The sequence below is a fragment of the Alkalithermobacter thermoalcaliphilus JW-YL-7 = DSM 7308 genome (assembly GCA_001584565.1).
GTDB lineage: Bacteria > Bacillota > Clostridia > Peptostreptococcales > Peptostreptococcaceae > Alkalithermobacter > Alkalithermobacter thermoalcaliphilus.
This window is the reverse complement of sequence record LSFY01000001.1, coordinates 1,702,728-1,723,929: the sequence shown is the minus strand read 5'-3', so window position 1 is coordinate 1,723,929 and position 21,202 is coordinate 1,702,728. Positions and strand designations below refer to the sequence as shown.

General features: G+C 28.0%; 23 protein-coding genes and 1 riboswitch. Of the genes, 14 read left to right on the top strand and 9 right to left on the bottom strand.

Features of this window, described 5'->3' with window-relative positions:
• The first annotated feature begins 78 nt into the window (after positions 1–78).
• The 8 genes from JWYL7_RS08850 (at position 79) to JWYL7_RS08815 (ending at position 9,212) form a co-directional block, all read left to right on the top strand.
• Entirely contained in the window at positions 79–993 is a 915-nt protein-coding gene (locus JWYL7_RS08850; protein ID WP_066071951.1) for a M15 family metallopeptidase, read from the top strand.
• 85 nt (positions 994–1,078) lie between these two features.
• Positions 1,079–1,999, top strand: coding sequence for an AAA family ATPase (locus JWYL7_RS08845; RefSeq protein WP_066071948.1), 921 nt, complete (start codon positions 1,079–1,081; stop codon positions 1,997–1,999).
• An 11-nt stretch (positions 2,000–2,010) separates the two neighbouring features.
• Positions 2,011–3,132 carry a DUF58 domain-containing protein gene (locus JWYL7_RS08840; RefSeq protein ID WP_066071945.1) on the top strand — a complete coding sequence of 374 codons (1,122 nt, stop codon included), beginning with the start codon at positions 2,011–2,013 and terminating at the stop codon, positions 3,130–3,132.
• Positions 3,119–4,372, top strand: coding sequence for a hypothetical protein (locus tag JWYL7_RS08835; RefSeq protein ID WP_066071942.1), 1,254 nt, complete (start codon positions 3,119–3,121; stop codon positions 4,370–4,372). The genes JWYL7_RS08840 and JWYL7_RS08835 overlap by 14 nt, the downstream gene beginning before the upstream one ends.
• 56 nt (positions 4,373–4,428) lie before the next feature.
• Positions 4,429–4,604: riboswitch (cobalamin riboswitch) on the top strand.
• A gap of 96 nt (positions 4,605–4,700) precedes the next feature.
• Positions 4,701–5,615 carry an ABC transporter substrate-binding protein gene (locus JWYL7_RS08830; protein ID WP_331721917.1) on the top strand — a complete coding sequence of 305 codons (915 nt, stop codon included), beginning with the start codon at positions 4,701–4,703 and terminating at the stop codon, positions 5,613–5,615.
• A 31-nt stretch (positions 5,616–5,646) separates the two neighbouring features.
• Positions 5,647–6,717 (top strand): FecCD family ABC transporter permease, encoded by a 1,071-nt coding sequence (locus JWYL7_RS10815; RefSeq protein ID WP_331722129.1) that lies wholly within the window; start codon positions 5,647–5,649, stop codon positions 6,715–6,717.
• Complete coding sequence (locus tag JWYL7_RS10810; protein WP_066071932.1) at positions 6,718–7,500, top strand: ABC transporter ATP-binding protein; 783 nt, start codon at positions 6,718–6,720, stop codon at positions 7,498–7,500.
• 80 nt (positions 7,501–7,580) lie between these two features.
• Positions 7,581–9,212, top strand: coding sequence for a flavin monoamine oxidase family protein (locus JWYL7_RS08815; protein WP_149683759.1), 1,632 nt, complete (start codon positions 7,581–7,583; stop codon positions 9,210–9,212).
• Positions 9,213–9,223: 11 nt separating this feature from the next.
• Here the strand turns inward: JWYL7_RS08815 and JWYL7_RS08810 are convergent, their stop codons facing one another.
• Entirely contained in the window at positions 9,224–10,090 is an 867-nt protein-coding gene (locus JWYL7_RS08810) for a tRNA 2-thiocytidine biosynthesis TtcA family protein (protein WP_066071926.1), read from the bottom strand.
• Between the two features lie 203 nt (positions 10,091–10,293).
• On the opposite strand from JWYL7_RS08810, the gene JWYL7_RS08805 reads away from it, so the two are divergent.
• The 6 genes from JWYL7_RS08805 (at position 10,294) to JWYL7_RS08780 (ending at position 16,253) form a co-directional block, all read left to right on the top strand.
• Positions 10,294–11,880 carry a GGDEF domain-containing phosphodiesterase gene (locus JWYL7_RS08805; RefSeq protein ID WP_066071923.1) on the top strand — a complete coding sequence of 529 codons (1,587 nt, stop codon included), beginning with the start codon at positions 10,294–10,296 and terminating at the stop codon, positions 11,878–11,880.
• A gap of 90 nt (positions 11,881–11,970) precedes the next feature.
• Positions 11,971–13,503 (top strand): spore germination protein, encoded by a 1,533-nt coding sequence (locus JWYL7_RS08800; protein ID WP_066071920.1) that lies wholly within the window; start codon positions 11,971–11,973, stop codon positions 13,501–13,503.
• Position 13,504: 1 nt separating this feature from the next.
• Positions 13,505–14,665: a Ger(x)C family spore germination protein gene (locus tag JWYL7_RS08795; protein WP_066071917.1), complete on the top strand. Its 1,161-nt coding sequence runs from the start codon at positions 13,505–13,507 to the stop codon at positions 14,663–14,665.
• 9 nt (positions 14,666–14,674) lie between these two features.
• On the top strand, positions 14,675–14,893 hold the full coding sequence (locus JWYL7_RS08790; RefSeq protein ID WP_066071915.1) for a hypothetical protein: 219 nt from the start codon (positions 14,675–14,677) through the stop codon (positions 14,891–14,893).
• Complete coding sequence (locus JWYL7_RS08785; RefSeq protein WP_066071912.1) at positions 14,890–15,975, top strand: GerAB/ArcD/ProY family transporter; 1,086 nt, start codon at positions 14,890–14,892, stop codon at positions 15,973–15,975. The genes JWYL7_RS08790 and JWYL7_RS08785 overlap by 4 nt, the downstream gene beginning before the upstream one ends.
• Before the next feature lie 71 nt (positions 15,976–16,046).
• Positions 16,047–16,253, top strand: a complete 207-nt coding sequence (locus JWYL7_RS08780) for a cold-shock protein (RefSeq protein WP_066071910.1) — start codon at positions 16,047–16,049, stop codon at positions 16,251–16,253.
• A gap of 25 nt (positions 16,254–16,278) precedes the next feature.
• Here JWYL7_RS08780 and JWYL7_RS08775 read toward each other — a convergent pair whose 3' ends face one another.
• The 8 genes from JWYL7_RS08775 to JWYL7_RS08745 all read right to left on the bottom strand — a co-directional run bounded on the left by JWYL7_RS08775 (position 16,279) and on the right by JWYL7_RS08745 (position 21,181).
• Positions 16,279–17,025, bottom strand: a complete 747-nt coding sequence (locus JWYL7_RS08775; protein ID WP_066071907.1) for a peptidylprolyl isomerase — start codon at positions 17,023–17,025, stop codon at positions 16,279–16,281.
• A 107-nt stretch (positions 17,026–17,132) separates the two neighbouring features.
• Positions 17,133–17,705 (bottom strand): manganese catalase family protein, encoded by a 573-nt coding sequence (locus JWYL7_RS08770; protein ID WP_066071905.1) that lies wholly within the window; start codon positions 17,703–17,705, stop codon positions 17,133–17,135.
• A 12-nt stretch (positions 17,706–17,717) separates the two neighbouring features.
• Entirely contained in the window at positions 17,718–17,966 is a 249-nt protein-coding gene (locus tag JWYL7_RS08765) for a spore coat protein CotJB (RefSeq protein ID WP_066071902.1), read from the bottom strand.
• Positions 17,967–17,981: 15 nt separating this feature from the next.
• The gene (locus tag JWYL7_RS10215) at positions 17,982–18,146 is read right to left on the bottom strand and encodes a spore coat associated protein CotJA (RefSeq protein WP_072280218.1); all 165 of its coding nucleotides are present in this window, start codon (positions 18,144–18,146) and stop codon (positions 17,982–17,984) included.
• 108 nt (positions 18,147–18,254) lie between these two features.
• Positions 18,255–18,764, bottom strand: coding sequence for a ferritin (locus JWYL7_RS08760; protein WP_066071898.1), 510 nt, complete (start codon positions 18,762–18,764; stop codon positions 18,255–18,257).
• Positions 18,765–18,853: 89 nt separating this feature from the next.
• Positions 18,854–19,315: a 6,7-dimethyl-8-ribityllumazine synthase gene (ribH, locus tag JWYL7_RS08755; RefSeq protein WP_066071895.1), complete on the bottom strand. Its 462-nt coding sequence runs from the start codon at positions 19,313–19,315 to the stop codon at positions 18,854–18,856.
• 2 nt (positions 19,316–19,317) lie between these two features.
• Positions 19,318–20,526, bottom strand: a complete 1,209-nt coding sequence (locus JWYL7_RS08750; RefSeq protein ID WP_066071892.1) for a bifunctional 3,4-dihydroxy-2-butanone-4-phosphate synthase/GTP cyclohydrolase II — start codon at positions 20,524–20,526, stop codon at positions 19,318–19,320.
• A 13-nt stretch (positions 20,527–20,539) separates the two neighbouring features.
• Positions 20,540–21,181: a riboflavin synthase gene (locus JWYL7_RS08745; RefSeq protein ID WP_066071890.1), complete on the bottom strand. Its 642-nt coding sequence runs from the start codon at positions 21,179–21,181 to the stop codon at positions 20,540–20,542.
• Positions 21,182–21,202: the final 21 nt, after the last annotated feature.

The following is a 21,202-nucleotide window of genomic DNA, read 5'->3' as shown; positions in this document are numbered from 1 at the left end:
AATACCAATATTTTTAGAATATATCATTAAAATTAAGTGGAAAAACTAAGAAAAACACATAAAAAGGAGTTATAAACTATGAAAAAAGTAATTATATTTTTATGTTTAATTTTCTTAAATGGATGTAACTCAAGAGAAGCTATAAAAAATATAGATAACATAGAAGATAAGCAATACAAAACTACTATGAAACAAGATATATTATCTATAATGATGGCGTATCCTGGATATATAGTCGATATAAAAGTAGAAAACGACAATGTATACTTAATAACTAAGGGAAATCAAAAGATAATATATGATCACAAAACACAAAAAAGTGATGAAGAAAAACTGAATAATCCATCTATTAAAGACGTTCTAGAACAAATATATCCCCTCAACGACATAGATACCTTGCCTGAGCAGAATTTTAATCCAGGAAGAGTAAGGCTATACTCTTTATTAAAAGAAGTTTATGGACATACAAAAGAGCAAATAGAATCAAACCTAGTAAATGTAAAATGTGGATATAGAAATTATCCATTTAACAGCAAAAATAATGCTGCAAAGTCACTAGAAAAAGCAATGAAAGAAGTTTCTCTTCTTGCAGAGCAATCTTATCACATAAGAAACTGTTTATATCCGATAAGTGGAACGTATAATTTTAGATATATTGCAGGAACTAATAGATTAAGTCCTCATGCATTTGGAATAGCAATAGATCTTGCCAGAGATAATAGAGATTATTGGAAATGGGCATCTCGAGAACAAGGGCAAGCTAGGTTAAGCTCTTATTCTAAAGAGATAGTTAGAATATTTGAGAAAAATAATTTTATATGGGGTGGAAAATGGGGTTATTTTGATATACTCCATTTTGAGTATAGGCCAGAGCTTATAATAAAGTCTAGATACTTTAGCAAGAAAGAATCTAATGGTATTTGGTATGAAGGTGTTCCTTTAAATGAAGAAATTAAAAAATATATACAGCTGATAGATAGTAAACTAGAATAAATTGCCCGAATTTTTCGGGCAATTTTGATTTAAAAAAATATTCAAAAAGACTATAATAAAACTATAAGTTTAAGGGGGGGGAAAAATGAGTGTATTTAAATTGATAAAAGAGAATGTAAGTAAAGTTATAGTTGGAAAAGATGATATAATTGATTTAATTTTGGTTTCATTGATAAGTGGTGGGCATGTCTTGCTTGAAGATGTTCCGGGAGTAGGAAAAACTACTCTAGCAAAGACTTTAGCAGGTTTGATAGATTGTAACTTTAAAAGAATACAATTTACTCCAGATCTCTTACCATCTGATTTAGCTGGAATAAATTTTTTTAATCAGAAAACATGTGATTTTGAGTTTAGAAAAGGGCCTATATTTACAAATATACTCTTAGCAGATGAGTTGAATAGGGCAACTCCAAGGACACAATCAAGCCTTTTAGAATGTATGGAAGAAAGACAAGTTACAGTTGATGGAAAAACCTATAACTTAGATAAATTATTTATGGTAATAGCAACTCAAAATCCAATAGATACATATGGGACATTTGTTTTACCTCAAGCCCAACTTGATAGATTTTTTATGAAAATAAAGATGGGGTATCCAAATAAGACTGAAGAATATAGAATATTAGAATTGTCTAGAGGAGAACAAAAAAAAGATATAAAACCTATATGTAATAAAAGTGATATCATAAATATGCAGTTAGAGTTTGAAAATGTATTTTTAAGTGAAGATATAACTAATTATATATTAGAAATAATATCTTCAACTAGAAATCATGAGTTAATAGAACTAGGAGTAAGCCCTAGAGGAACTATAGCTCTTTATAAGGCTTGTAAAGCTTATGCATACATAAATGAAAGAAACTATGTAATTCCAGATGATGTAATATATTTATCTAAGTATGTACTTTCTCACAGAATACAAACTAAAAAGCACAAAAGCATAGATGAATTTGCATTAATAGAGGATATAGTATCAAAAATACCAGCCCCTGTAGAAACAATATAAGGAGAAAATATATGGTAAATATATGGCTTATTATAATTTTATTTTTATTTATACTATTTCAAAAATATTTATATTCAAAGTATATATTCAGTAACATAGACATAGATAGAAAATTTAAAGATAATCATATATTCTGTGAAGAAACTACAGAGTATGCTTTGTCTATAAAAAACAATAAGCTGTTACCTGTTACATACCTAAATGTTATTGAAAGGTTTCCAAAGGAAATTCAGTTTGAAAAGTCAAATATTAATTCTAAAGGTGATAAATTAAAGTATAAAAGAGAAAGTGTGTTTTCAATTATGCCTTTTGAAAAAGTAACTAGAAGATATAATATAAAAGCTACAAAAAGAGGATATTATGAATTGTTTGATAAAATAACATTAATATCTACTGATATATTTGGAAGTAATGAATATGTAAAAGATATATATTTTTACGAAAGATTAATCGTCTATCCTAAAATAATAGATATAAAAAACATATTAAACTCTTTAAATACGCTTCAAGGAGAATATATAGTAAAAAGGTGGATAATAGACGATCCGTTAATGATATCAGGTATAAGAGATTATACAAGTGTAGATTCTATAAAAAATATAAACTGGAAAGCAGTAGCTAAAAACCAAAAGTTAAAGGTCAATACATATGACTATACGTCTGATAAAAAGATAATTTTAGCATATATATTAGAAGTTCACGATTATATAGCAAGTAAGGAAGATCTAGAAAATATTGAAACAGGAATACAAATAGTAGCTTCAATAGGAATAGAATTTATAAATCAAGGAATAAAAGTCGGTTTTACTACAAATGCCTTTTGTAAAGAAGATGAAAATATTTTTATATATCCAAGCAATAATAAAAGTCAAATATCAAATATCCTTACAGCATGCTCGAAAATAACAGATTATAAAAAATATAGTGTAAAGGAAACAATACAAAAAATACAAAACCAATTTAACTTTATGTATGATTTAATTCTTGTTACAAATAACTGTACACAAAGATTATTAAGTGAATTAGAATCATTTAATGATAAAAAGTTTACAGTAATAACAGTAGATAACAAAGAAAATATTGAAAAGAGCAACATAAACTTAATTTCATATAGAGGTGATGATTATTTGTAGAATTTTTTCTGTTTTATCAGAATCTATTTTTTATTATATAGTATTTGTATTTTTAAGTTTATTTTTAAATTTGAACATAGAAAGTGTAAATATAGTGTATTTTATATTTTTTTCATATATATCTTTTATAAGTTTTAGATTAAATAAATATGCAGCAGCTATAATAGGCCTGATTTTTAGCATTATTATAAGTTTTATTTTTTTAGATAACTTTAACCTAGCAAACAAGATATTGATTTTCTTTGTATTTTATATACTTTGGTATTTATCAGTGAAAAATATGTATTCTAAATTAGAAGATATACATTCAGTACAAAAATTTAATATTAAAACATACATACTTATTTTTTTAAATTTTCTAGTATCGATACTTGATAAAAATATATCACCAGATATAGTAACTTTAAGCACTGTATATATAATCATAAGTCTTATTGTTTTAAATATATTGAAAAGTATAAAGTACAAAATAAATAAAGTTAATAGAGCAATAGATATATCATTAGTATTTTTTATTATTCTTTTGTCATTTTTAAGCAAAAACTTTCTGATAAAGATTACAAGATCAACCTTTATGATAATTTTTAATATTTTGTCATATTTTTCATATTTTCTAAGAGCTATTTTAATAGATTTTGCTACATTCATCTCTAAGTATCTATTTTTCTTTTTAGAGTCAAAACAAGATATACAAAGTCATCACACAGAAAATATATATAATAATGATGTTATTTTAAATAATAACAAATCTGAAATATATGTGTTATTTTTAAATATACTCATTTTAATAATAATAATTTTAGTTATTTTAATTATTTTTTATCTCATAACTAAATTAATAAAAAACATACAAAAAGATGATAGACAAAGTTATAAAGAAGATAGAGAATTTTGCTTTGATATAAAAACTATAAAATTTTTAGATATTAAAAATACTAAAGATTCATTAAAAAGAAAACTAAGCAGAATATTAACATCAGACATAAACGAAAAGGTTAGATATGAATATTATAAATTAATAAAAATGCTTTACAAAAAAAATTTTATAACAAGTACATATACGGCTAGAAATATAAAAAAAGTACTAGATTCATTAATGCCCGATAATATTGAAGACATACAATGGATTACTACTATGTATGAACAAATAAGATATGGATCTAAAAATCCTACAAATAAAGAAGTTGTGATGTTTAAAGAAAAAATAAATATTATACTCAAAAATTTAACAAACATTTAAAATATGGTAGAAAAAAGATAAAAATCTGATATAATAAAATTGAAAATATTTAAAAAATTAATAGGGTGGTATATGGTGCCCTAGAGGGTTAAAAGGGAAAGTGGTGAAATTCCACTACAGCCCCCGCTACTGTAATTGGTGATGAAATCCAAAAAAGCCATTGGGAAACCGAGAAGGCTGGAGAGTAAGATGATCCATAAGTCAGGAAACCTGCCATATACTTTTGAGCCATAATCTTCGGAGGGAGGATGATAGGAATATATAAATGTTTCTTCACACCCCTGGTGTGTTTTTTTATGTTTAAATAAACTATAAGGAGGAGTTTGATTTGAAAAAACTTGTAAGCATTTTGTTAACGTTTTTTGTATTGGTATCATTTGTTGGATGTTCTCAGGTACAGGAAAATAATAGTGAAACTAGTTCGAAATATCCTATGAAAATAGTAGATAATTATAATAGAGAAGTTATATTAGAATCAGAACCTGAAACTATAGTATCTATAGCTCCTAATATAACAGAAATTATATTTGCACTTGGAGCTGAAGATAAATTAGTAGGAAGAACAGACTATTGTGATTATCCACAAAAGGTAAGTGAAATAGAATCAATAGGAGGTCTTGCAGATCCTAATATAGAAAAAATAGTGGAACTAAATCCAGATTTAGTTATAGCATCTACCCATTTTAGAAAAGAAGACTTAGAAAAATTAGAAGAAGTTGGGATAAAGGTTGCAGTTTTATATGGACAAGATAATATTGAAGGTGTATATGATATTATAAAAAGAGTAGCTCAAGTTGTAAATAAAGAAGAAAAAGCACAACAAATAGTAAGCTCTATGAAAGAAAAAGTTGAAGATATCGCAAATAAAGTTAAAGATAAGGAAAAACCAACTGTATATTACGTAGTAGGATTTGGGGAATATGGAGATTATACAGCTGGTAAAGGAACTCTTATAAGTCAATTAATACAAATAGCTGGTGGAGAAAATGTTGCAGATGACGTTGAAGGATGGCAATACAGCATAGAAAGACTTTTAGAGCATGATCCAGATATTTTAATATGCTCAAAATATTTCGATTCGAAAAAAGGAATACAAGAGGCTAATGGATATAAAGATCTTACAGCTGTAAAAGAAGGAAGACTATTTGAAATAGATAATAATTTACTTGATAGACCAACACCAAGGATTGTAGATGGACTTTATGAGCTTGCAAAAATTATGCATCCAGATTTATTTAAATAAGGAATCTTTTAAAGATTCCTTTTAAATATTTTTGAAAAGAGGAATTTTTATGGCATTTATAAATAAAAAGAAACATTATAAGGCTTTATTTTTAATATGTTTAGTAATGCTTTTTTTCCTTATTATATTATCAAGTACATTAGGTGTAGCTGATATATCAATAAAACAGGCTGTTTATATTCTACTGAGTAAAGTACCTGTAGTTAGAAATTTTATTAACCTAGAAAGTATAAAGCCAAATCACATAATAATAATACACAATATAAGATTACCTAGAATACTACTATCTTCTTTAGTAGGTATGGGACTTTCGGTTTCTGGAGTTGCATTTCAAGGAATGTTTAAAAATCCTATGGCAGATCCATATATATTAGGGGTATCTTCTGGAGCAGCTTTAGGGGCTACAATAGCTATAATATTGAATTTTCAATCATTATTTATGGGATTTAACTTAGTAACTACTATGGCTTTTATTGGAGCTATCAGTTCAGTTTTTATAGTTTATAGTATAGCAAGAACAGGGAATAAAATTTCTACAGTAACTCTTTTACTAGCAGGTGTAACTTTAAGTTTTTTGATATCATCTATAATATCAATAATTATGATATTTAACAGGCAACAAGTAGATAAAATAGTATTTTGGATAATGGGGAGCTTATCGTCTGCAAGTTGGAAATATGTAGGAACAATACTACCATTTGTTATACTAGGATATTTTGTAATTTATTTGTTTTCTAAAGATCTCAATGTTATGTTAACAGGAGATGATAGCGCAAGAAGTTTAGGAATAGAAGTTGAAAAAACAAAAAAAATAATTCTTTTCACAACATCTTTGGTAGTAGCAGCAAGTGTGTCTGTAAGTGGAGTTATAGGATTTGTAGGACTTATAATTCCACATGCAATAAGAATTTTGATAGGTCCAGATCATAGAGTATTAGTTCCGTTTAGTGCATTAGGAGGAGCTATATTTATGATAATTTCAGATACTCTTTCAAGGACTTTAATTCCACCAAATGAAATACCTGTAGGAGCTATAACATCTTTATTTGGAGCACCATATTTTATATATCTTTTAATTAAAAGCAAAAAGCAGGTGAAGTAGATGGTTAATATAGACAATTTAAGTTACAGTTTTGAAGATACAAAAGTATTAGATAATATAAATTTAAATATAGAAAAAGGAAAATTTTATAGCATAATTGGGCCTAATGGATCGGGAAAGACAACTTTATTTAAGAACATATCTAAAGCATTACAGGTACCAAGAAATACTATATTTATAGAAAATAAAGATATAACAAGAATTGCTAGTAAAGATATGGCAAAGAAAGTTTCGTGTGTGCCTCAAGATACTAATATCGAATTTGATTTTTCTGTTATAGATATAGTTTTAATGGGAAGAACTCCATATCTTAGAATGTTTCAAGATGAAACAGATGAAGATATACAAATAGCAAAAATGGCAATGGAAATGACAAATACATGGCACCTTAAAGACAAAAAAATAAATCAAATAAGTGGTGGAGAAAGGCAAAGAGTAATAATAGCAAGAGCAATAGCTCAAAGTACTCAGATTATTCTTCTAGATGAACCTATATCAAATCTTGATATACACAATCAGATAGAAATACTAGATACAATAAAAAAATTAAACAAAGAAAAAAATTTAACAGTAATATCAATACTTCACGATCTAAACCTTGCATTAGCATATAGTGATGAGATATTTTTATTAAATAAAGGGAAAATAGTATCAAAAGGAGATCCTCATAAAGTATTAACAGAGGAAAATATAAAGAATGTTTACAATATGAAAGTTAATATAATAAAAAATCCTTTAACAGGAAATCCATATATAATTCCTGTGTTTAACCAATTTATATAGAAATTTTAATATTTTCTCGAATAAATTTATCATCTTTCCTATATATATTAGTTGAAAACCATATAGGGGGGATGTATATTATGAAAGATAATATTCAAGTATTAAATCCAACCAAAAGACAAAGACACAAAATACTTAAGAATGCACTTAAAAATGCTAATAGATTAGAAGACTTTGAAAATATTATAAAATTGCTAGATATACCTGAAGATATTAAAACAATAGGAAAAATAGGTCAATTTAAAGATGTAAAGGTAGGAATAATAGGAGCAGGACTTGCAGGATTATCGTGTGCATTTGAGCTTAGAAAACTAGGATTTAATATAACTATATTTGACCCAATAGAAGATAGAGTAGGGGGAAGGGTTTATACTTATTATTTTGATAAAGAAAAAAGACTTTATGGCGAACTAGGGCCTATGCGCATTCCTATAAGTCACGAAGCTACATGGCATTATATAGATTTATTCAATTTAAATACACGTCCATTTATACAGTATAATGAAAATGGATTTATATATGTAAAAAATACTAGAGTTAGAAATGATCCAAGTGGTAAAAATGTAAAACAAAAAATATATCCAAAATTTAATCTTAGAAATTGGGAAAGAAATAGCCCTTGGACAGAACTTGCAGAGCGTGGACTTGTAAAACCTTTATATACTATACATCCTAACAATAGAAAAGATATATTAAGAGTAAAAAAACAATATAATCCACAAGTTTTATATTGGGATAGTCTAAATATACGCCAAGTACTCCAAATGTCAGGATTAAGCCAAGATGCTATAGATCTTTTAGGAAGATTAATGCCGCTTGCAGGATCGTTTTATTATATAAATTATATAGAAGTTTTAGAAGAAGAATATCCTCTTTATTTTAGTAGTCTTTACGAAATAGTAGATGGACTTTCTAAGTTACCAAATGCTTTTTATAAATCTTTAATATCTAAAGAGCCAAAGGAATATAATATAGATCCTAAATATTTAGGCAATGTAAATTTTAAGTTAGGAAACTATGTAGATGGAATATATAAATCAGATAAAGGTGATAAGGTTATATTAAGATTTAAAAATAAATCAGGAGATTGTCAAAAAGAAGAATTTGACTATGTTGTATGTGCAATTCCTTTCTCAACACTTAGAAATGTTCAGATATATCCGTCGTTTACAAATAGAAAAATGCAAGCTATAAGAGAGGTTAATTATTCTAATGCTCAAAAGACATTATTTCTTTGTAATAAAAGATTTTGGGAAGAAGATAAAATAGTAGGTGGAGGATCTTTTACAGATTTACCTATTGCATCGATATGGTATCCATCTTATGAAAGCAATGTCTTATTAGCATCATATAACTTTAATTTAGAATCTACTAGATTAGCAAATTTAGAAGAAAAAATAAGATTTGAAAGTATAAAAAGGCAAGTTGAAGAAGTTCATGGAAAAGATACTGGATATTTAGATGATATAGTTTATGATTATAAAACAATACAATGGGATAAAGAGCCTTGGTTTAGAGGTGGATTTTGTAGACTTACACCTGAACAAAAGAGAATATTTTCATATAGTGCAGCATCCCCTGAATACAACAACAGAATATTTTTTGCAGGAGAACATATATCACCAAATCATGGATGGATGCAAGGGGCACTAAGTACAGGTATGAAAGCTGCTAATGATATAGCAAAACAAATCAAAAAAGGATTAAGCTAGCTTAATCCTTTTTAAGTTTCATCATAAAAATCTAAATACGAATATTTTTGTCCATCTTTTTCCCATCCCAAGATAGCGTTCATATTTACATTTTGAGCTGCTTTAAATATAGACTTATCAACTTCACTAAAATTATCTTTAAGTTGCTTTATCATTTGCTTTATTTCATTACGTTTGCTACCTGTCTTTTTAGCTGCAACCATACAAGCACAGTTAAGTGGCCAGATACCACTGTTTTGCGTGAAACGTTCAATATCTTTTTCGCGTACATAATAAAGAGGACGTATAAGCTCAAGGCCTTCAAAATTTGAAGATTTTAGTTTAGGAAGCATAGTTTTAAAACTTCCTGCATATAAGATATTTAACATAGTAGTTTCTATAACATCGTTAAAGTGATGGCCTAATGCCAACTTGTTACATCCAAGTTCCTGAGCTTTTGAATAAAGAGCACCTCTACGCATTTTTGCACACATATAACAAGGATAATCACTAGCTATATTATCTATAATTTTGAATATATCAGATTCAAACAAATGAATAGGTATATTTAAGTAATTACAGTTATCTATTAGTAACTCTTTTATATTTGGATGATACCCAGGATCCATAGCTATAAATTCAAGCTCAAACTTTATTTGACCATGACGTTTTAACTCTTGAAATAGCTTTGCCATAAGGATACTATCTTTTCCACCAGATATACCAAGAGCTATTTTATCTCCGTCTTTAACAAGCTCAAAATCTTTTATAGCCTTAATAAATCTTGACCATAATTCTTTTCTATAGCGTTTTATAATACTTTTTTCTATTTCTTTAAGTGGCTTTCTTTCATTAAAAGGAACTAATATATCACAACCACTTCCAGCAATATTACTCATAAATATCACCTCACTTATCAGAAAATATTATAACACCTTTTAATCATTTTGTCTTTTAAAACTATTCATGAAACTTTATACCTAAGGTCTATAAAGGATTAAGTATGAATAATTTACTATATGTATTTTAGTAATTTATATATGTCTTGATCAATGGTAAAATATACTTAAAGACGATGACACAACCTAGGGAGGCGTAAAGGGTGAAAGACATTAATGGATTTATGTCTAATATTAAGAAAAAAGATTCAAAAAATATTTTAAAGACAGCCTTATTTATAGGGCTATTGTTAGTTGTTCAACTTGTAATTATACATTTTTCTAAAGAAAAATCTAAAGATTATATTCATTTTATTTATATTCCTATTATGGTATTAAGTTTAAAATATGGGTATTTAGGAGCTATATTAGGGATAGTTCTTGTATTGATTAATACTCAAGATCCTTTAGTAAATATATCTTTTGCTTTATTTGGACTAGCATCTTCAACATTTTCAAATCATATAGATAGTTCTAAAAAAGGTTTTGAAAAAGAAAATGAAGTTGGTTTAAGAAATTTTAATCTTATGTCTTATAGAATAAAACAGCTAAGCAGTGAAAATAAAAAATTTACTTTATTTTCAGTTGCACTACATAATCACAACAGCGTTGCTCTTACATTTGGAATAGAAAAAAGCGATGAATTTATAACTAGAGCTTTTAATATAATAAAAAAGAATTTACCTGAAAATTTAGATATATATAGGTTTTATACAAATAGATTTTATATACTATCTGAAAATACAAGCAAAAGCTTTACAGAATTTATAGTTAACACTATAACATCTAATTTACAACAACCAGTTCTTATAGATGATATACCAATATCGTTTCATCCACATATAGGAATAGCTTACAGTTTAACAAAAGAAGATGCACTAGATATATCTAGAAAAGCTACAATAGCATCAGAAAAAGCGATAGAAAAAGGAAAAAACTATGTTATATATAACAATACTCAGGATACTTTCCATAAAGAGAATTTTCAGTTGCTTTGGGATTTCCAAAGAGCATTAGAAAGAAAAGAGCTAAAGGTATATTATCAGCCTAAAATAAACCTTAAAACATTAAAATGTGAAGGATTTGAAGCCCTCATAAGATGGGAGCACCCAAAGAAAGGATTTATTTCTCCTATGGTGTTTATTCCATTGATAGAAAATACAACTTTAATACAAGATCTTACAAAGTTTGTTATAGAAGAAGTATTCAAAAAACTAGCACAATGGAAAAAGTCAGGAATAAATAAAAGCATAGCTGTAAACCTTTCATCTAATAATATAGAGGACGACTCAATACTTTTACATATAGAAAGTTTGTTAAATAAGTATGATATAAATTTAGATAATTTTCATATAGAAATAACAGAAAATACAATAATAAATGATTTTAACACAGCTTTAGCATTTCTTGAAAATGTAAGAAATAAAGGAATAAAGGTTTCTATAGATGATTTTGGTACTGGATATTCATCATTAAATTATCTAAACTTACTGCCTGTTGATTATATAAAGATAGATCATAAGTTTACTAAAGAATCATTGAAAAACAGTAAAAAGAAAAAAATAATAGAACACATAATAACACTCTCGCATGACCTTGATATGAGAGTAGTTGTTGAAGGAGTAGAAAACGAAGAATTACTAGAAAATATACATAAAATGAGAGCAGACTTTGCTCAAGGATATTATTTTAGCAAACCTATACCAGAAGAAGAAATGGATATTTGGCTACAAGAAAAGGCATTTGCATAAAGCTTTGGGATTTTCCCAAGGCTTTTTTGTTTATCTTTTTTTAAAGTTGTCAACAATAAAGTTTAGATTATTTCGAAAAGAGGTGATAAGTTGATTAGAAAAATAAGAGAAATGTTAAACAAAATCAACGAAAGTCCTAATAAAGATAAACAAATTATAGAATATATACCTAACGATATAGAAAAGATACAGGAAATATTAAATGACTTATTTGAAAATTGTGCTGATTTTGTTTTAAGACAAGTAACACTAGCTAATAATATAAAAGCTATAATAGCATTTATGGATGGAATTTCAAATAAACAAATTATAAATGAGAACATATTAAAAAGGCTAATGTGTATAGAAACTGAGAGATTTTGTATAGATAATATAAATGAAAGTATAGTAAATATAAGTCAATTCAAAAAAACTGAGTCTTTTCAAGAAACCATAAATGCAATTCTTTCAGGAGATACAGTTTTATATATAGATGGATATAAAGTTGCAATTTTGTATGATACAAAAACATGGGAAGCAAGAGCTGTAGAACAGCCAGATACAGAATCATCTGTAAGAGGTCCTAGAGACTCATTTACAGAAACATTATCAACAAATATATCACTCATAAGAAGAAGAATAAAAAGTACTAATCTAAAATTTGAAGTTATGAAAATAGGAAGAGAAAGCAAAACAGATGTATGTATAGTCTATATAGACAAGATAGTAGATAATGATATTTTAAGCACTTTAAAAAGAAGGCTTAGCAAAATAGATACAGATGCAATTTTAGATTCAGGATATATAGAACAGTATATAGAAGATGGTCCAAGTTCATTATTTCCTACAGTTGGAAATAGTGAAAGACCAGATAAAGTTGTATCAAAGCTACTAGAAGGACGAGTTGCTATAATATGTGATGGAAGTCCTTTTGTTTTAACAGTTCCTTATTTATTTATAGAAAGTATACATTCAAGTGAAGATTATTATTCAAAACCTTTTTTTTCATCTTATATAAGATTTATAAGGGCTTTAGCACTAGTTATAACTATTTTGCTTCCAGCAGTTTATGTGGCAGTAACTTCTTTTCATATTAACATAGTACCTATTGAGCTAATTATTTCAATGGCATCTTCTGCAGAAGGTATACCTTTTTCTCCATTTGTTGAATCTTTTATTATGATGATAGTGTTTGAAATATTAAGAGAAGCAGGAATAAGAATGCCAAGACCTGTAGGACAAGCTGTTAGCATTGTAGGGGCTTTAGTTATAGGTGAGTCTGCAGTTAATGCAGGATTTGTTAGTAGTTCTATGGTAATTATAGTTTCACTAACTGCTATATCAAGTTTTATAGTTCCTTCTATGAATGATGTTGTAGCAATTCTTAGGTTAGTATTTTTAGTATCTGCAAATATATTAGGTCTTTTAGGTATATTTTTAACATTTATGTTAGTTATTTTGCATTTGTGTTCTTTAAGATCATTTGGAGTTCCATATTTATATCCGTACTCTCCTTTAAATATTATAGATATGAAAGATGGACTTATAAGGGTGCCTATTTGGATGATGCTAACAAGACCAAATATATTTAGTAAGAAAAATAAGTTTAGAATGAATACAAATATAAGAAAGAAAGAGGATTGATATGATAAAAAAAATATTAACTGTAATAACAATTATATCTATGTCAATAGGCTTGACAGGTTGTTGGAATAACCATCCTCTAAAGGAAAAAGCAATAGTTGTAGCAGTAGGACTAGATAAGGCAGAAGATGAATTAATAGAAGCTACTATTCAATTAGCTAGACCTAATTTACTTCAGCCAGATCAGCCTACTGTTCAAAATGCAGTTAAAGTAGTTTCTTCAAAAGGTGAAACTATATTTGAAGCTGTAAGAAATGCACTTTTAAGTATAAATGAAAAACCATACTATGGGCACAATCAAATAATAATTATAAGCGAAAAGATAGCTAAAGACGGTATACAACAATATTTAGACTTTTTTGCAAGAGATCACGAGCCAGGACTGAAAAGTTATGTTCTTATAAGTAAGGGAATTTCTGCAAAGGATGTTCTTCACGCAAAGAGTATGTTTGAAAGCATCCCAGCATTATATATAAAAGATATAATAGAAAACTATAAATACGTTGGAAAAATAAAAGCTATGAATTTAGGTGAGATTATAAAAGAATTAAATTATCCTGAAAACAGTCCTTCAATAGGTGTTATACAGCCTCAAGTTGAAGAAGCTAAATTTATAGAACATATGAAAATAGGGGGTGCAGCAGTATTTAAGGAAGATAAGTTATATGGATATTTAAATGAAATAGAAACAAGATCTCTTTTATTTGTAAAAGACGATATAGGAAGCGGTATAATACAAATGAAAAATCCTCTTCAAGAAAGACATAAAGTAGCACTTGAAATTATAAGAGCAAAGACTAATAAAGATGTAGAATTAAAAGGAGATAGCTACAAATTTATAATAGATATAAAAATGGATGTGAATTTAGCAGAGCAACACGGAAGAGGAGACTTAACAAGTGAACAAGCTATAAAGATGTTAGAAATAGAAGCTCAAAGAGTTATAAAAGATCAAATAAGGGAGATGTTAAGTAAAATTCAAAAAGAGTATCAAAGTGATGTAGTAGGTTTTTATAAGACGCTTAGAAGAAAATATCCTGATATTGCAAAAGAATATATAGATTATTGGGAAGAGGAGTTTTCGCATGTTGAAACAGATATAAATGTAAAGGTTAATGTAAGAAGAACAGGACTTATAGGGCAGACTATAAGATCTATGTAGGAGGGGAATATGGTATTAGGTTTGATAGCAGGCTTTATTATAGCTATTTTTATAGATTTATTAGAATTATTAAGATCAGATGATAAGCCTAAAATTATAATTATATATTCACTTTTAATAATAATAGCATTTACAACAAGTTTATTACAAATAATAGATAAAGCACCTCCTAGCCCCGCTGTATTTATAACAAAGATAGTCGAAAGTATAGTAGGAGGGATAAAGTGATAAAAGATAATAAAATATCAGCTTCACAGCTTATGTTTTTAGTTATAGCATTTTTATTTTCTGATTACTCTATTGTAATGCCATCAAGAAATGTAAAGCAAGATATGTGGTTAGCATTTATTATTGCAGCAGTTATAGGAACAATTTTAATAACTATATACTTATATATTTATAAATTAAATCCTTCTAAAAATCTTATACAAATATTAAAAGAGCATTTCGGAAGCATAATAGGAAGTATAATAGGATTATTTTATGTATGGTACTTTCTTCATTTAGCTGCACTAATAACTAGAACATCTTCTGAATATATGGTCGTAACAAATTATCCAGAAACTCCAGCTACATTTATAAGTATATTATATGTTCTTGTATTAGCTTATGGGATTAGAAAAGGAATAGAAGTTATAGCAAGGGCAGCAGGTATATTTGTTCCTATACTTATATCATTAGTTGTATTAACTATGTTTCTTTTGATATCAGAATATAATGTAAAAAATGTCCTACCTTTTTTAGAAGGAGGAATAATGCCTGTTTTAAAAGCATCTTTTTCAACTGTAACATTTCCATTTGGAGAAGCAGTTGTATTTCTCATGATATTTCCAAGTATTAATAAAGACAAAGAAGTATTTAAGGCTACATATTCAGGAATTTTTCTAGTAAGCTTAGTTTTACTAGCTATAATACTTAGAGATATTTTTGCTTTAGGTTCAGATATACTTAATATACATGTGTTTCCACCACATACAAGTGCTAGTTTAATCCCTTCTGTAGTACTTGATCCTATAGTATCTGTGAACTTGCTGTTTGGTGGAGGAGGAGCTACTATACTTTGTATGTATGCAGCAATAACAGGTATTGCACAAATTTTTAATTTAAAAGAATATAAAGTTTTAGTTTTGCCTATATCTTTATTTGTAATATCTTTATCTGCATGGCTTTATGATAGTTATCCACAGCTTGTAGCTACAGCAGCAAAACTACATCCTTATTATGCGATGCCATTTCAGATAATAATACCAATAATATTATTAATAATATCTATGATAAAAAACAAGAAAACTCAAAAAAGTGAAATATGAAATATGTGGAATATATAAAAGATAAAATAAAGCAAATAATAAAAGTAAAATAGTTATTTTGGAGGTTATGTATGAGAACAGGAGTAGTTAAATGGTTTAACCCAGAAAAAGGTTTTGGATTTATAACATCAGATGAAGGGGAAGACATATTTGTTCATGTATCTGCTATAAAAGAAAAAGGAGAGAAGAAAGATTTAGAAGAGGGTCAAAATGTTTTCTTTGATGTAGTAAATGGAGTTAAAGGTCCTCAAGCAGCTAATGTAAGAAAGATATATTAAAAAAGATGTGCAAAATGCACATCTTTTATTCGTTTACAACTATTTCATATTTTCCTTTTAATTCATTTATTTTATCTAAATATGCTTTTTCTTGCTTTTGAGCTATTAATTGTTGAGATATTTGATTTTTAACTTCATCAAATGTTTTATAACCAGCTTCTTTTTTATCAGAAAGCTTTATTATGTGATATCCAAATTGAGTTTTTACAGGATGGCTTATTTGACCTATATTCATGCTAAATACAGCTTCTTCAAACTCAGGAACCATTCTTCCTCTTGGGAATATACCAAGATCTCCTCCTTGAGCACTTGAAGGACAATTAGAATATTTTGTTGCAGCTTCTTCAAAAGAAAGCCCGCTATTTATTTCATCTATTATTTCATTAGCTTTTTCTTGAGTATCTACAAGTATATGACTTGCTTTAGCCATTTCTTCAGATTTAAATAAGTCTTTATTTTCCTCATAATATGTTTTTAATTCTTCATTAGTTACAGTTACATTCATAACTACTTTGTTTATAGCATATTGTTTTAAAAAGCCTGCTTTTATTCTTTCTATTTCTTTTATGTATTCAGGATCTTCATTTAATTTGTTATCGATAGCATCTAAATAGAAAAGCTCCTGATTAACTAGCTCTTGAAGTAGTCTTTTTTGTCCTTCTTCAGAGTTAAATTGCATTAAAACTTGAGGATTAAGACCTTTTTTAAAAAATTCAAAGTCATCTTTTGTGATTTGCTTGTTTCCAACTTTAGCTAAAACAATGTTTTCCATAGATAAAATCTCCTTTTCAAAATATTTGTTTATGTTATCATAACACATATAAAAGTTTTGTGTCTATAAAAAGCAAAACAAAAGCATAGGAAACCCTATGCTTTGTGTTAATAAATTTTTTTGCTATCTAAATATTCATATGCATCTCTTAAAGCTTCTCCGAATCTTTGATAATGGATAACTTCTCTTTGTCTTAAGAACCTAAGAGCATCTATTAAGTCTACATCGTCAGTTAGATTAATTAGGTTTTCATAAGTTGCTCTAGCTTTTTGTTCAGCAGCCATATCTTCGTGTAGGTCAGTTATAGGGTCAGAAGTTGATTGAAGGTAAGCTGCTGTCCAAGGAATTCCATTAGCATCTTGAGGATAGACTGCATATCCGTGTTGAACATATTGACCTCCAAGACCAGCTTTTTCAAGTTCTTGAGGAGTTGCATCTTTTATTAGTTGGTAAAACATTACATTTATCATCTCAAGATGAGCAAGTTCTTCAGTACCTATATCAGTAAGAAGGGCAGCTGATTTTCTTGTAGGCATTGTATATCTTTGGCTTAAGTATCTTATAGCAGCTCCTAGTTCTCCGTCTGGTCCTCCAAATTGTGTGATTATATATTTTGCCATTTTTAAATCCTTATTTTTTATTTTAACAGGATATTGAAGTTTCTTTTCGTAAATCCACATAAATTTACCTCCTTATTCAGTTTCCCATGGCCAAGGTTCATTTACCCAAGAGAAAGGATATTGATTAAAAGAAGTTCCGAAATTACTAAAAGGTCCATAGTTCATCTCATATAATCTTTTAAGATTCATAAGTTCTTGTACAAGACAATTGTAATCTCTAAGAGCCATTTGATTATCTGGATACATATCTAAATATAAGTTAAGATCTACTGCTGCAAATTCGACTTCTTGAATTTTTCTTAATAAATCTTCTTTTTTCATATCTTAATCCTCCTATTATTTTTTGAGTTTTTTCTTTTTATAAGGTTGATATAAGTTTGGAAAAACACTTCCTCTTTTTAGAGCTTCATCAAGAGAAATCATTCCTATATAAGGTTGAGCATGAACATATGCTCTAGCTAGTTTTTTTTGAGTATTCATATTCATAGATTTATAGTTCATCACTGTACCTCCTTTATTTATTCCTCAATATATCTTATACACCCCTTATATAATTGGTGATTATAAACAAAATAAAAAAAGCTATGGTACCATAGCTTTTTTGAAAAATTATTCTGTTGGAATTGGAACGAATACCCTTTTTGCAAGTTCAGAATCTAGCATTAAAATTCCAGCAGGATCTTCTTTTAAAAGTTTTATTTTATTTAATATTTTTTCCATACTTTCTTCTTCTTCAGCTTGTTCATTTATATACCACTGAAGGAAAGCACTAGTTGTATAATCTTTTTCTTCAATAGCAAGTGCAAGTATATCGTGAATAGATTTTGTTATAAACTTTTCATGCTCTAGTGCAAGCTGTATAACTTCTTTAGGACTTTCAAAATCAATTTTAGGTTGAGGTATAGACTGAAGCTCTACTTTTCCGCCTATTCTGTGTATATAGTTGAATATTTTGTATGCATGAGCTCTTTCTTCTTGAGCCTGAACGTTGAAAAAGTTAGCAAATCCATCTAGATTTTGTGATGCAAAATATGCTTCCATAGATATATAGATGTATTCAGATTGAAATTCTCTAAATAGTTGATTATTCAAAGCTTTGATCATTTTCTCAGTTGCCATAAAATTCCTCCTTATAATAAATATATTATCTCACAGGTATAATATACCCAATAAATGAAGCCTTAATCACATGATTAAGGCTTTTGATGCTATAATATATTTATTAAATTTGCCATTTCTATTGCTACAGTAGCAGCTTCATATCCTTTGTTTCCTGCTTTAGTTCCAGCTCTTTCTATAGCTTGTTCTATTGTATCTGTAGTTAAAACTCCAAATATAACAGGTATATCTGTTTCTAAAGATACACAAGCAACTCCCTTAGAAACCTCGTTAGATACATAATCAAAATGAGGAGTAGCTCCTCTTATAACAGCTCCAAGACAAATTATAGCATCGTATTTTTTAGAGCTTGCCATTTTCTTAGCTATTAAAGGGATTTCAAATGCTCCTGGAGCCCAAGCAATTTCAATATCATTTTCATTAGCCCCATGTCGCTTTAGTGAATCTAAAGCACCAGACAAAAGCTTTGATGTTATAAATTCATTAAATCTTCCAACAACTATTCCAAATTTTAAACCATTACAAACTAAATTTCCTTCATAAATTTTCATTTTTATTCCTCCTTAAATTCAAGCATATGTCCTAATTTTTGTTTTTTAGTTTTAAGATAATCTATACTTTCCTTACTATTATTTATCTGTATAGCAACTCTATCTACAACTTCTAATCCATAGCCAGAAAGACCTGATAATTTTTTTGGATTGTTAGTCATAAGCTTTATTTTTTTAACTCCAAGGTCTAAAAGAATTTGAGCTCCTATACCATAATCACGCATATCATCAGGAAATCCTAGGGCCAAATTAGCATCAACTGTATCCAACCCTTTATCTTGAAGAGAGTACGCTTTTAATTTATTTATAAGGCCTATACCTCTACCTTCTTGTCTCATGTAAAGAAGAATACCTCTACCTTCATTTTCTATTTTTTTCATGGCATAAGCAAACTGATCTCCACAGTCGCACCTTAAAGACCCAAAAGCATCACCTGTTAAACATTCAGAATGAACTCTAACTAAAACAGGCTCATCAGTAGAAATATCACCTTTAACAAGAGCTATATGATGCTCATTGTTCAACTTATTTATATATCCAAATGCTTTAAAGTTACCATATCTAGTAGGCATATTAGCACAAGCTACCCTTTGGACTAAGCACTCATTTTTTCTTCTATATTTTATAAGGTCTGCAATTGTAATTATCTTTAAGTTGTGAATTTTAGAAAACTCAATAAGTTCAGGAACTCTAGCCATAGTTCCATCGTCATTCATTATTTCGCAGATAACTCCAGCAGGATAAAGGTTAGCAAGCTTTGAAAGATCAACAGCAGCTTCTGTATGTCCTGCTCTTTTTAAAACTCCTCCAGGAGTATATCTAAGAGGGAATATATGTCCAGGTCTTTTAAAATCATTAAAAGTACAGTTTTCATCTATAGCTTTAAGTATAGTTAAGCATCTTTCGCTAGCAGATATTCCAGTAGTTGTATCTATATGATCTATAGAAACTGTAAATGCAGTTTCATGAGGATCTGTATTATTACTTACCATTTGAGGTAAATCAAGTTCTTTTAGTCTTTCTTCTATAATAGGCATACATATAAGACCTCTTGCATACTTTGTCATAAAATTTATGCTCTCAGGTGTAACTTTCTGTGCTGCCATAACAAGATCGCCTTCATTTTCTCGGTCTTCATCATCTACGACTATAACCATCTTTCCATTTTTTATATCTTCTATCGCTTCTTGTATAGTATTAAACTTATACATAAATATCCCCCCATTATAAAAATCCATTTTCTTTGAGAAATTCTAAACTTATATCACTCTTTTTATTAGAAAAATTTAAAAGTTTTTCGATGTACTTTCCAACTATATCGCATTCGATATTTACAAAATCTCCTACATTTTTGTTAGAAAGAGTAGTTAAGGTTTTAGTATGAGGAATTATAGATACTTTAAATATATTTTTCTCAACACATGCGACAGTTAGGCTTATTCCATCTATACATACAGATCCTTTATAAATTATATATTTCATTATATTTTCATTAGCATTTATAGATATCCAAGTAGCTATATCATCTTTTTTTATATCACATATAGTACCTATTCCATCTATATGTCCAGTTACTATATGTCCACCAAATCTATCCCCTAATTTCAATGCTCTTTCAAGGTTTACTTTATCTAATTTTTTTAAGTATTTTAAATTAGTTTTTTGGATAGTTTCTCCCATAACATCAGCACTGAAGCTTTTATTATCATAATTTGTTACAGTAAGACATACTCCATTTGTACTTATGCTATCTCCTAATTTTAGATTACCTAGGACTTTATTGCATTTTATAACAATCTTTGAAGAATTACTGAAATTTTCAATAGATTCAACTATACCTATTTCTTCTACTAATCCTGTAAACATTAATATCAATCCTTTCTCAAA